Source organism: Microbacterium sp. HSID17254 (genome assembly GCF_003989315.1).
In the GTDB taxonomy this organism is placed as follows: domain Bacteria; phylum Actinomycetota; class Actinomycetes; order Actinomycetales; family Microbacteriaceae; genus Microbacterium.
This window is the reverse complement of record NZ_RBLT01000002.1, coordinates 162,505-174,485: the sequence shown is the minus strand read 5'-3', so window position 1 is coordinate 174,485 and position 11,981 is coordinate 162,505. Positions and strand designations below refer to the sequence as shown.

The 11,981-nt window shown below is 69.7% G+C and carries 13 protein-coding genes; 8 read left to right on the top strand and 5 right to left on the bottom strand.

All coding sequences use genetic code 11. The features are described 5' to 3' along the window. Nucleotides 1–32: 32 nt before the first annotated feature. On the top strand, nt 33–401 hold the full coding sequence (locus tag D8M34_RS02400) for an FKBP-type peptidyl-prolyl cis-trans isomerase (protein ID WP_025103196.1): 369 nt from the start codon (nt 33–35) through the stop codon (nt 399–401). Nucleotides 402–578: 177 nt separating this feature from the next. Then, nucleotides 579–1,133: a YceI family protein gene (locus D8M34_RS02395; RefSeq protein ID WP_025103197.1), complete on the top strand. Its 555-nt coding sequence runs from the start codon at nt 579–581 to the stop codon at nt 1,131–1,133. Nucleotides 1,134–1,164: 31 nt separating this feature from the next. On the opposite strand, the gene D8M34_RS02390 is transcribed toward D8M34_RS02395, so the two are convergent. Beyond that, a complete protein-coding gene (locus tag D8M34_RS02390; protein ID WP_126893046.1) occupies nt 1,165–2,460 on the bottom strand; it encodes an MFS transporter in 1,296 nt (431 codons plus the stop codon). A 185-nt stretch (nt 2,461–2,645) separates the two neighbouring features. On the opposite strand from D8M34_RS02390, the gene rpsO reads away from it, so the two are divergent. Beyond that, nucleotides 2,646–2,915, top strand: a complete 270-nt coding sequence (gene rpsO, locus D8M34_RS02385; RefSeq protein ID WP_017203073.1) for a 30S ribosomal protein S15 — start codon at nt 2,646–2,648, stop codon at nt 2,913–2,915. Between the two features lie 99 nt (nt 2,916–3,014). On the opposite strand, the gene D8M34_RS02380 is transcribed toward rpsO, so the two are convergent. Next, entirely contained in the window at nt 3,015–4,019 is a 1,005-nt protein-coding gene (locus tag D8M34_RS02380; protein WP_062634929.1) for an isopenicillin N synthase family dioxygenase, read from the bottom strand. A 150-nt stretch (nt 4,020–4,169) separates the two neighbouring features. Between D8M34_RS02380 and efeU the strand changes: the two genes are divergently transcribed. The 3 genes from efeU (at nt 4,170) to efeB (ending at nt 7,670) form a co-directional block, all read left to right on the top strand. Continuing rightward, a complete protein-coding gene (gene efeU / locus D8M34_RS02375) occupies nt 4,170–5,108 on the top strand; it encodes an iron uptake transporter permease EfeU (protein WP_025103200.1) in 939 nt (312 codons plus the stop codon). After that, entirely contained in the window at nt 5,105–6,340 is a 1,236-nt protein-coding gene (gene efeO / locus D8M34_RS02370; protein ID WP_126893045.1) for an iron uptake system protein EfeO, read from the top strand. The genes efeU and efeO overlap by 4 nt, the downstream gene beginning before the upstream one ends. 67 nt (nt 6,341–6,407) lie before the next feature. Beyond that, nucleotides 6,408–7,670, top strand: a complete 1,263-nt coding sequence (efeB, locus tag D8M34_RS02365; RefSeq protein ID WP_126893059.1) for an iron uptake transporter deferrochelatase/peroxidase subunit — start codon at nt 6,408–6,410, stop codon at nt 7,668–7,670. A gap of 6 nt (nt 7,671–7,676) precedes the next feature. Here the strand turns inward: efeB and D8M34_RS02360 are convergent, their stop codons facing one another. Both D8M34_RS02360 and D8M34_RS02355 read right to left on the bottom strand, forming a co-directional pair. Next, nucleotides 7,677–8,561, bottom strand: coding sequence for a serine hydrolase domain-containing protein (locus D8M34_RS02360; RefSeq protein WP_126893044.1), 885 nt, complete (start codon nt 8,559–8,561; stop codon nt 7,677–7,679). After that, nucleotides 8,558–9,688: an acyltransferase family protein gene (locus D8M34_RS02355; RefSeq protein ID WP_126893043.1), complete on the bottom strand. Its 1,131-nt coding sequence runs from the start codon at nt 9,686–9,688 to the stop codon at nt 8,558–8,560. The genes D8M34_RS02360 and D8M34_RS02355 overlap by 4 nt, the downstream gene beginning before the upstream one ends. Nucleotides 9,689–9,799: 111 nt before the next feature. Between D8M34_RS02355 and D8M34_RS02350 the strand changes: the two genes are divergently transcribed. Both D8M34_RS02350 and D8M34_RS02345 read left to right on the top strand, forming a co-directional pair. Beyond that, nucleotides 9,800–11,026, top strand: a complete 1,227-nt coding sequence (locus D8M34_RS02350; RefSeq protein WP_126893042.1) for an LLM class flavin-dependent oxidoreductase — start codon at nt 9,800–9,802, stop codon at nt 11,024–11,026. A 1-nt stretch (nt 11,027) separates the two neighbouring features. Further along, nucleotides 11,028–11,672: an FMN reductase gene (locus tag D8M34_RS02345; protein WP_025103206.1), complete on the top strand. Its 645-nt coding sequence runs from the start codon at nt 11,028–11,030 to the stop codon at nt 11,670–11,672. Between the two features lie 109 nt (nt 11,673–11,781). Here the strand turns inward: D8M34_RS02345 and D8M34_RS02340 are convergent, their stop codons facing one another. Further along, complete coding sequence (locus D8M34_RS02340; RefSeq protein ID WP_025103207.1) at nt 11,782–11,961, bottom strand: DUF5302 domain-containing protein; 180 nt, start codon at nt 11,959–11,961, stop codon at nt 11,782–11,784. Nucleotides 11,962–11,981: the final 20 nt, after the last annotated feature.

The following is an 11,981-nucleotide window of genomic DNA, read 5'->3' as shown; positions in this document are numbered from 1 at the left end:
CCGCGCGCGCGACGGTCGGGTTGGATGGAGCCATGACTGATCGCACAAAGCCCGAGTTCGACGCCCCGACCGGCCCTGCCCCCGCAGAACTGGTCATCCGCGACATCATCGAGGGTGACGGTGCCGAGGCCAAGCCCGGCGACACCGTGACCGTCCACTACGCCGGCGTGGAGTTCGAGTCCGGCGAGGAGTTCGACTCGTCGTGGGGTCGCGGGGAGACCATCCAGTTCCCGCTCCGTGGCCTGATCCAGGGCTGGCAGGACGGCATCCCCGGCATGAAGGTCGGCGGCCGCCGCGAGCTGATCATCCCGCCGCACCTCGCGTACGGCCCGGCCGGGGGAGGGCACTTCCTCTCCGGCAAGACGCTGATCTTCATCATCGATCTCGTCGCCGTCGGCTGACATCCTCGTTCGGAAGCGCCCCGCACCCTGTGGTGCGGGGCGCTTTCGATGTCTCCGGACTTTCTGCTCGACACGGGAATACATGCGAGTGAATGTATGTTGTCGGAAGGGTGCCGCGGACGATCGCGGTGCCATCCCTTCGCCGCCGCCGCGGCCGACGTCTCCTGAGGAGCAATCATGAGCAGCATCGACATCCCCGGTTACCGCCCCGGCACCTGGGTCCTGGACCCGTCCCACAGCGAGGTGACCTTCAGCGTCCGCCACATGATGATCTCGAAGGTGCGCGGCACCTTCGGTGTGAAGAGCGCGACGCTTGTGGCTCCGGAGAACCCGCTCGACGCCAAGGTCGAGGCCTCGGTCGACGTGACCTCCGTCGACACGAAGGACGAGGGTCGTGACCAGCACCTCCGCTCCGCCGACTTCTTCGACACCGAGAACTTCCCGACCATGGACTTCGTCTCGACCGGCGCGCGCGTCGAGGGCGGCGACTTCCTCGTGGACGGCGACCTCACCATCCGCGGCATCACCAAGCCCGTCACCTTCGAGCTCGACTTCGGCGGCTTCGGCAGTGACCCGTGGGGCAACTACAAGGCCGGCGCCTCGGCCAAGACGGTCATCAACCGCGAGGACTTCGGCCTCACCTGGAACGCCGCGCTGGAGACCGGCGGCGTGCTCGTCGGCAAGGACGTCACGATCACGCTCGACCTCCAGGGTGCGCTGCAGCAGGACTGACGCGCGCAGACCTCTCCGAACCCCGGGCCCGTCAAGGCTCGGGGTTCTCTGCGTCGTAGGCGCGGAACCGCGGGTGCCGACGGGCGAGGAGGGCGACGAGCACGATCACGAGGATGCCGCCGAGCAGCGGGGGGAACCACAGCGACGTCAGCGTCGCGAGGGTCCCGGCGTAGAGGGCGCCGACGCGGGGGCCGCCGGTCACCACGACGACGAAGAGCCCCTGCAGGCGTCCGCGCATGGCGTCGGGCACTGCCGCCTGCATCATGGTGTTGCGATAGATCGAGCTGATGTTGTCCGAGGCGCCGGAGAGCGCGAGCGCCACGCAGGCGGCGACGATGAGGAGGACGTGCGGCCGGTCCCCGGCGGCGGGCGTCGCGGAGAAGGCGCCGATCAGGAGGACGACGCCGAACAGAGCGATCGCGGCGCCGTAGGCCTCGATGGCACGGGCGATCCCACGACCGTGCCACCGGTACTGCACCACGCGGCCGGAGAACAGGCTCGAGGAGAAGGTGCCGACGGCGACCGCCGCCGTGAGGATGCCGGTCGTGAACGCCCCGCCGCCGAGGATCACGGTGCCCAGCGCCGGGAAGAGCACGAGCGGCTGCCCGAAGGTCATCGCGATGATGTCCATGACGTACTGCATCCGGATGTTGCCCGCCCGGCGGAGGAAGCGCCAGCCGTCGACGAGTGAGGCGAGACCGGGGCGCACGGTGTCGCCTTCGGGGCGCAGGGCGGGGAGGGTCCACAGTCCGAGGAACATCGACAGCATGAGCACGACGTCGATCGTGTACGTCCAGCCGTATCCGGTGAGGGCCACGAGGAGTCCGGCCAGCGCGGGGCCGGCCATGACCGTGAGTCCGAAGGCGACGCCGTTGAGCGCGGACGCGGCGGCGAGCATGCGGCGGGGGATGAGTCGGGGGACGATCGCCGTCCGGGTGGCCATGCCGACCGAGTTCGCCGCCGAGTTCACGATGCTCAGCGCGTACAGCCACCAGATCGTCTCCGTCCCCGTCCACGTGAGCGCGGCGAGGAGCGCGGTGGAGGCGAACGTCACGGTGGCCGCGATCAGCGCGACCCGCCGGCGGTCGAACGCGTCGGCGAGCATGCCGCCGTACAGACCGGCGAGGATCATCGGGAGGAGACCGGCGACGGCGATCATCGAGACGGCGAACGTGCTCTCGGTCAATTCGAACACGTGCAGCATCACGGTCACGATGGTGAGCTGACCGCCGATGCCTGCGAGCGTCGAGCCGATCCACATCCGGGCGAAGGCCGAACTCGCCTTCAGCGGGGTGAGGTCGATCAGATGGCCGCGTCGGGAGCTCACAGGGCGATCTTCTTCTGCACATCCCGAGCCTAGTTGACCGGTGCGCCTCGCTCCGGACCCCGTGTCCCGCCGTGGTCGTTCGGGCTGGTAGACTCGTCAGGTTGCCGTTCGATCGGCCGCGGATAAAGAGAGCTCACGCATCAGGCGTCGGGCGCCGCGCAACAAGCAGAGAGGGGATCGAATCTATGGCACTGGAAGCAGACGTCAAGAAGGCGATCATCGAAGAGTACGCGACGCACCCCGGTGACACCGGATCCCCCGAGGTGCAGGCCGCGATGCTGACGCAGCGCATCAAGGACCTCACCGAGCACCTGAAGGAGCACAAGCACGACCACCACTCGCGTCGTGGTCTGTTCCTGCTCGTGGGTCAGCGCCGTCGTCTGCTCGGCTACCTCCAGAGCGTCGACATCGAGCGGTACCGCTCGCTGATCGCACGCCTTGGTCTTCGCCGATAAGGCACCACGGACCCAGCGTTCAATCGCGCAGAACATTCTTGAGAAGGCCGCCCCACGGTGTGGGGCGGCCTTCGTCATGTCCGGACGGCGTGGATCCGCTCAGGCGGTCGCCTGCACGAGGTCGGGGTGGTGGATGGCCGCCACGTCGGGGTGCGCCCGCAGGCGTGACTTCATGGCGTTCTCGCCGTAGGTCGCGTGGATCGGATTGCTCGGGTCCTCGGTGACTCCGGTGGCCTCGGCGGCGAGGTCGGCGGGGAGCTCGAGCAACGGCAGCTGCTGGTCGAGGGCGGGGTTGAAGAAGAACGGGATCGAGATGCGCTCCTCGGGCGCCCGCGGCGAGATCACCCGGTGGTTCGTCGCCTTGAGGTAGCCGCCGGTGGCGTACTCGAGCAGCTCGCCGATGTTGACGACGAAGGCGCCGGGAACCGGGGGAGCCGACACCCACTCGCCGTCGCGCTCGACCTGGAGCCCACCCTTGCCGGGCTCGACCCAGAGCAGCGTCAGCACCCCGGAGTCCTTGTGCGCGCCGACGCCCTGCTGCGGTTCCGGCTCGTTCGTGCCCGGGTACCGCACGATCTTGATCAGGGTGGACGGATCGCGGAACGTCTCGTCGAAGTAGGTCTCCTCGGCCCCGAGGGTGAGGGCCCAGGCGCGCAGGAGCTTGCGGGCGATCTCCGTCAGGGCGTCGTGCCACTCGGTGACGACCTGCTTCAGCTCGGGCTGGGCGGCCGGCCAGAGGTTGGGGCCGATGAGGCGGTTGAAGGCGGGGCCGCCGTCCACCGGCTCGCGCTCGGGGCCGATGTCGATCTGCTCGCGCCAGTCGACCTTGCCCTGCGTCCGTTCCCCGCCGATCCGGGTGTAGCCGCGGAAGTGCGGGCTGTTGACGTTCTCGATCGCGAGCTTGTCCTCCTCCGGCAGGGCGAAGAAGTCGAGGGCCGCCTGGTGCAGCCGCGCCTCGAGTTCCGGTGAGATCCCGGTGCCGGTCAGGTAGAAGAAGCCGACGTCGTGAGTGGCCGCGCGGAGGTCGTCGCGGAAGCGCGCCGCGGCCTCGGGGCCGTCGTCGAGCTGGGACAGGTCGAGGATGGGGAGCGAGAGTTCAGCCATGGACCGAGGCTATGTCGGGGATGTGGCCGGAGGACGCTCTGTTGCACTCCATTACCTCCGGCGGTGATGTCGGAGCCGCGTCGGTCGCGGTGCTAGAGTCTCGGTGGTAAGGGATGCCTTACCTCAGTCGTCAGTCAGAGAGTGTCTCCCGTGCTCGCCACCTTCCTCATCGGACTCCGCGAGGGTCTCGAAGCCGCGCTCGTCGTCGGCATCCTCGTCGCCTACCTCCGCCGTCTCGGTCGCCGGGACGCGCTGCCGAAGATGTGGGCCGGGGTCGGTCTCGCGATCGCCCTCGCTCTGGGCATCGGCGCGATCCTGACCTTCGGAGCCTACGAACTGACCTTCCAGGCGCAGGAGCTGATCGGCGGCGGGTTGTCCCTCGTCGCGGTGGCGATGGTGACGTGGATGATCTTCTGGATGCAGCGCGCCGGCCGCACCATGAAGGCGACTCTGGAGGGCGGCATCGATCGCGCGCTGACAGTGGGTGGTCTCTGGGCGCTCATCGCGATCGGCTTCGTCTCCGTCGCCCGCGAGGGGATCGAGACCACGCTGCTGCTGTGGTCGATGGTGCAGTCCTTCGGCGACGCCCCCTCGGCGCTCGTCGGCGCGCTCCTGGGACTCTCCGTGGCCGTCGTGCTCGGCTGGCTCATCTCCCGCGGGGCGCTGCGCCTGGACCTGCGGCGCTTCTTCGCCTGGACGGGCGGCTTCCTCGTGATCGTCGCCGCCGGCGTCCTCGCCTACGCGCTGATGGATCTGCAGGAGGCGGGCGCGCTTCCCGGCCCGTTCACCGCCGCCGCTCCGCTCGATCCGGTCACCGGTGCCGTCGCCGTGGGCGCGGCCGGCTTCCCGTTCGGCTGGGCGTTCGACGTGTCGGCGGCGATCGCTCCCGGCGGCGCGCTGGCCTCCGTCCTGCAGGCCACGGTCGGCTTCATGCCCGCCATGACCTGGCTGCAGGTGCTCGCCTGGGGTCTCTACATCCTCGTCGTGGGCGGGCTCTACCTCCGCGGCCTGCGCTCGGCACGCCCTTCGACGCGCGGCGCCTCCGCCGCCACCCCGACGTCCTCCCTCACACAGCAAGGAGCAGCATGATCACCTCGCACCGGGTCCTCGCCGCGGCAGCCGCCGCGGGTACCGCCGTCCTCCTCCTCCTCAGCGGCTGCGTCGCGAAGAGCGATGCCCAGGCGACGGCGGCGTTCGACGTCTCATCCACCGCCACGGACTGCGCCGTCTCCGCGTCCACCGCGAAGAGCGGGACGCTGACGTTCGATGTGACGAACGACACCGACCAGGTCTCCGAGTTCTACCTGCTGGCCGAGGACGGACTGCGGATCGTCGGCGAGGTCGAGAACATCGCCCCGGCCGCGTCCCGCACCCTCACGGTGGTCGCCCAGCCGGGCGAGTACTTCACGCTCTGCAAGCCGGGCATGGTCGGCGACGGTGTCGGCCGGGCGTCGTTCACGGTGACCGGAGACCGCGTGGCGGTGGACGGCCCCGACGCCGAGCAGAAGCAGAAGGCGGTCGATCTCTACGGGGCGTTCGTGAAGGATCAGGTCGGGCAGCTCGTGCCGGCCGTGGAAGACCTCGTGGCCGCCTACGAGTCCGGCGACGACGAGACCGCCCGCACGCTCTTCCCGCAGACGAGGGCGTTCTACGAGCGCATCGAGCCCGTCGCCGAGGCGCTCGGAGACCTCGACCCGCGGATCGACTACCGAGAGGTCGATGCGGTGGCGGAGGGCCTGGACTGGACCGGCTTCCACCGCATCGAGAAGGACCTCTGGGTGCCGGCGAAGGACGCGCTGAACGCCGACGGAGAGACCCCGGCATGGCAGGACTGGGCGCCGTCCACGCCCGCGGAGCGCGCCGATTACGGCGACCTGCTCCTGGCCGACGTGCAGGAGCTGTACGACTACGTGCACTCGGACGACTTCACCACCGCGCTGGACGACCAGGGGATCGGCGGCATCTCGAACGGCGCGATCGCACTGCTCGACGAGGTGGCCACCGGTAAGATCTCCGGCGAGGAGGACTGGTGGTCCGGCACGGATCTCTTCGACTTCGCCGCGAACGTCGAGGGCTCCAAGATGGCCTTCTCGCTGGTGCAGGACTTCGCCGCGGCGCAGGGCGACGACGGCGAGGCCCTCGTCTCCGAGATCGAGACCGGATACACCGCCCTCGAGGAGTCCCTCGCCGCGCACGGCTCGCTCGCCGAGGGCTTCGTGGGGTACGGAGAGCTGACCGATGCCGACAAGCGCGAGTTCACCGACCTCATCAACGCGCTCGCCGAGCCGCTCTCGCAGCTCACCGGCACGGTGCTCGACTGACGGCGGCACACGGAGGAGCACGGACGTGAACGAGTCGGAATCCGTCGCCCGGGAGGCGCCGGCGGCCCTGCCATCGGAGCCCTCCGGCGGCGGTCTCAGCCGCCGCGGGCTACTCGGGCTGGCCGTCGGCGGTGGTGTCGCCGGCCTGGCCGTCGGGCTGGGGGCCGGGACGGCCGGAGGCATGGCGCTCGGGCGTGCGCGTGCCGCCGAGGACGCCGAGTCGCGGTACGAGTTCTTCGGCGCGCACCAGGCCGGCATCACGACGCCGGTGCAGGACCACCTGCACTTCGCGAGCTTCGACATGATGCCCCGCACCGATCGGGACGACCTCATCTCCCTGTTGCAGGACTGGTCGTACGCCGCGGCACGGATGACGCAGGGGCTGGAGGTGAGTGCGAGCGGCGCGGTGAACGGTCCCGCCGAAGCGCCCCCGGATGACACGGGGGAGGCGCTGGGGCTCCCCGCCGCGGGCCTGACCCTCACGTTCGGGTTCGGTCCGGGGCTGTTCGAGAACGAGGACGGCGATCGCTACGGTCTCGCCGCTCGGCGTCCGTCCGGCCTCGAACGGCTCCCCGCCTTCCTCGGGGACGACCTCGATCCGGCGGCGTCGCACGGCGACCTGTGCATCCAGGCCTGCGCCGACGACCCCCAGGTCGCTGTGCACGCGATCCGCAACCTCAGCCGCATCGCGTTCGGGCGGGCCCGCCTGCGCTGGTCGCAGCTCGGATTCGGCAAGACCTCGCGCACGACGGCAAGTCAGGCCACGCCCCGGAACCTCTTCGGCTTCAAGGACGGCACGGCCAACATCCTCGCCGACGACACCGCGGCGCTCGCCGAGCACGTCTGGGTCGCCGAGGGTGACGAGCCGTCCTGGATGGCCGGCGGTTCGTATCTGGTCGCCCGGAAGATCGCCATGCTCATCGAGACCTGGGACCGGGTGCGCCTGGCCGAGCAGGACACGATCATCGGACGGGACAAGGGGGTCGGGGCACCGCTCTCCGGAGGCGACGAGTTCACGGCCCCCGACTTCCGCGGCACGGAGATCGATGCGAACAGTCACGTCCGGCTCGCGCATCCGGAGCAGAACGACGGCATCCGCATCCTGCGCCGCGGGTACAACTACGTCGACGGCAACAACGCCCTGGGACGACTCGACGCCGGGCTGTTCTTCCTGTCCTACCAGCGTGATCCCGCCCAGTTCATCAGCCTGCAGCGCCGCCTGTCGACCGACCGTCTCAACGAGTACATCCGTCACGTGGGCTCGGGCATCTGGGCCATCCCGCCGGGAGCGCGACCGGGTTCGTACGTGGGGGCGGAGCTGTTCGCCTGAGCAGACTCAGCCGGCGACGACGTCTTCGAGGACGGCGACGGCATCCGCGGCGAACGCATCCGCTCCGGCGTGATCGTGAGCGGTCACCGTCACCACCGCGTCGCCGAGGAACAGCAGCAGCTGGCCGTGCGCTCCGTGCAGCCGCCACGCCCGCCCCGGACCCTGCCAGCCCGCGAGCGCATAGCGGTCATAGCCAGGGTTGACGCTCGCGACGACGCCGTCCTCGTGCATGGCGTCGATCCACTCCGGGGCGACGAGTCGACGTCCCTGCCAGGAGCCGCGATCACGGATGAGCAGCCCCAGGCGCGCGACCTCCTCGGTGCGGAGCGGCAGGCCGCCACCCGCCTCGATGCGTCCGTTCGGGCAGCGGGACCACGTCACGTCCTCGATGCCGAGCGGGGCGAAGAGGCGCGTCGAGAGGTAGTCGCCGACGTCGCCCACGCGGGTCGCGAGGGCGGTCATCGCGGTGTAGGTGCTCGCGTTGGAGTACTGGAACACACGCCCGCGCGACGGCCGTCGCAGGAACTCGCGGGCCAGATCCGGCCAGTCCGTCATCAGCGTCTCGGACCACGGCAGGTCGATGCCGCTCGACATCGACAGCAGGTGACGCAGGGTGACGCGAGCGACGCCCTCGCCGAGTTCGTGCTCCGGCAGGAGGCTGGCGACGGTGTCGTCCAGGCCGATCAGTCCGTCGTCGGCGGCGAGGGCGGCCGCAAGCACGCAGACGCCCTTCGCGATCGAGTGCACGTCCTCACGGACGTCGGGCGTCCAGCGGTGATCCGCGGTGTCGTCGCCGATGCGCACGTGGAGCCCGTGCGCGGCGAACCCCTGGGAGTCGGCGATGGCGACGAGCCGGTCCCGGACCTCGGACGCGGGGCGGGCGGCTGTCATCGCGGACGCCGGGAGCCGGTCGGATCGTTGCGGCGACCTTCCCGCGACGCGAGCTCGGGATCGGCGAACAGCCACCGCGGCCGCGGCTCCACGAGCGGACGGAACACCCGCCGCACGGGCTTGGTCGCGAGCAGCAGGGCGAGGACCACCGAGAGTGCGGTGACCGCAGGGAGCCAGAACCAGGTCGGCTCGAGGTCGCGCAGCACGCCGCTCTCGCGGAACGGGTAGAGCACGAAGGAGTGCAGGAGGTAGACGTACATCGTGTACTGACCGAACGTGGTCCACCAGTACGCGCCGCGGGGGATGAGGGCGAAGAAGGCGGCGCACAGCACGACCGCGAGCAGCATGAGCAGGATGCGGATGCCGCCGGCCCACCACTGGTCGCCGACGAGGTCGACGTAGGAGTCCTCGTAGAACAGCCAGTGCCGCAGGTCAACCGCCTGCCACAGCGGCAGCCAGTTCCACGCCGCCCATCCGGCCGTGCCGAGGACGACGAGCGCGAGGACGCGGCTCCACCACGGGCGGACGTCGAGGAGGCGGAGGCGGTCGACGACGTTCTTCTCCCGGAGCCACCAGCCCAGGGTGAAGAACGGCAGCAGGCCCAGGGTCCGGGAGAGTGAGAACGTGCTGTCGACGTTCGGCAGATAGCCGGCGCCGATGGAGATCACGATCGTCCACAGCAGCGGCCAGCGCAGGAGCGCGAGGTACGGGAGGACGAGACGGAAGATCCCGAGCGCGAGCAGGAACCAGAGCGTCCAGCTGGGCTGCGTCGGGTTCGGGGTGGTCTCTCCCTCCACGAGCCACTTCGTGAGCGTCCAGAGCGCCTCGAAGATGACGTAGGGGAGGATGATGTCGGTGATGACGCGGGCCATCTGCGTCCGGGTGGGGGAGCCCGACTTGGAGAAGTAGCCCGAGATGATGGCGAACGCCGGCATGTGGAACGCGTAGAGCGCCAGATAGAAGGCGAAGGCGATGTCCGAGTCGTAGCTGAGGCGCTGGATGGCATGGCCCAGCACGACGAGGACGATGCAGGCGTAGCGGGCGTTGTCCCAGAAGGGCACGCGGCGGCGTTTGCGGGGAACCGGTCCGGTGCTGGGTCCTGTGGTGCCGACCCCGGTGGTGCTCATTCTCCGAGGCTACCGGTCGGGAATAAAGTTGCCGTGCACGCGTTGACCCAATTACATTCAAATGAATAGAACCGGATGTCCGGCATCCGATTCGGAGAACACGGAGCAATCATGAGCGAGCAGTCAGGCGCGCAGGCGATGCAGTTCGGCATCATGTCGGTCAGCGACATCACCCGCGACCCCACCACGGGAGTCACCCCCAGCGAGCAGGAGCGGATCAAGGCGACGCTGGCCATCGCCACGCACGCCGAGGAGGTGGGCCTCGACGTCTTCGCCATCGGCGAGCACCACAACCCGCCCTTCTGGTCGTCGAGTCCCACGACATTCCTCGCCGCGCTCGCCGCCCAGACGGAACGCCTCATCGTCTCGACCTCGACGACGCTGATCACGACGAACGACCCGGTGCGCATCGCCGAGGAGTACGCGATGCTGCAGCACGTCTCGGACGGCCGCATGGACCTCATGCTGGGCCGCGGCAACACCGGCCCGGTGTACCCGTGGTTCGGGCAGGACATCCGTCAGGGCCTTCCGCTCGCGATCGAGAACTACGCGCTGCTGCACAAGCTGTGGCGCGAGGACGTCGTCGACTGGGAGGGCAAGTTCCGCACGCCGCTGCAGGGCTTCACCTCCACGCCCCGTCCGCTCGACGGCATCGCCCCGTTCGTGTGGCACGGTTCGATCCGCACCCCGGAGATCGCGGAGCAGGCCGCGTACTACGGCGACGGCTTCTTCGCGAACAACATCTTCTGGCCGAAGGAGCACTACCAGCGGCTCATCGAGCTGTACCGTCAGCGCTTCGAGCACTACGGCCACGGCACGCGCGAGCAGGCGATCGTCGGTCTCGGCGGCCAGGTGTTCATGGCCGCGAAGTCGCAGGACGCGGTGAACCAGTTCCGCCCGTACTTCGACAACGCGCCCGTCTACGGTCACGGCCCCAGCATGGAGGACTTCACCGAGATGACCCCGCTGACCGTGGGATCACCGCAGCAGGTGATCGACCGGTACGCGGCGATGCGCGAGCACTACGGCGACTACCAGCGCCAGCTGTTCCTCATCGACCACGCGGGTCTGCCGCTGAAGACGGTCCTCGAGCAGCTCGACATCCTCGGCTCCGAGGTCGTGCCGGTGCTCCGCAAGGAGCTCGCGAAGGACCGCCCGTCCACGGTGCCCGACGCGCCGACCCACGCCGCGCGCGTGCGGGCGACGTACGGCGACGGGCCTACCCGGCAGGCGCGCCCCGGTGCGAACCGCGGAGACAACCTCACCGGGGACTCGCCCTACCAGGACACGCCGGCGCCCGCGGGTGCCGCCTTCGGACTCGGCCGGAAGGAGGCCTGACATGACCACGCGTCGCATCGCCGTCGTCTCGGCGGGGCTGTCCAACCCCTCGTCCACCCGGATGCTCGCCGACCGGCTGGCCGCGGAGACCGTGAAGGCGCTCGCGGAGCGCGACATCGAGGCCACCGTCGACGTGATCGAGCTGCGCGACCACGCGCACGACATCACGAACAACATGCTGACCGGCTTCGCGCCTCCCGCACTCGAGACGGCGATCAACACCGTCGTCTCGGCCGACGCGCTGATCGCGGTCACCCCGATCTTCTCGACGAGCTACTCGGGCTTGTTCAAGTCGTTCATCGACGTGCTCGACCCGGACGCGCTCACCGGGAAGCCGGTGCTGATCGGAGCGAACGCGGGAACGCCACGGCACTCGCTCGCGATCGACTACGCGATCCGTCCGCTGTTCGCCTACCTGCATGCCGAGGCCGTCTCGACGGGCGTCTTCGCGGCGTCGAGCGACTGGGGCGGCGCGGGGGACGACGTCGCGCCGCTGGCGAAGCGGGTCGAGAAGGGAGCGAGGGAACTCGCTGAGGCGGTCGCGCGCCGGGATGCCGCCGCGGTCGTCGACCCGTACGACCCCGCCACCTACCTGGGTGAGGGACGCTCCTTCGGTCACATGCTCGGCGGTCTCGCCGGGGAGTGACCGGAACGGCCGCCCGACAGCGACGTGCCCCGTGCCTTCCGGCGCGGGGCACGTCCGTGTCTGCGGAGGGGGATGCGGGAGCAGGAGACCGGCTCCCGCATCCTCGCGGTCAACCGCTCTTGCGTCGGAACTCGCGCCGCGTCTGCGGGGCGTGGGCGGCGTGCACGGCGGAATCGCCGTCGAGGTGAGCCTCGCCCTGCCGGTGGTGCGCGTTCTTCTTCTCGAGCGCTTCCTTGAACTTGCGCTTCATGTCCTCGGAGGAGGAGCCGGCGCCTTCTTCGGTGCTCATGCTCCCGAGCCTAGAGCACG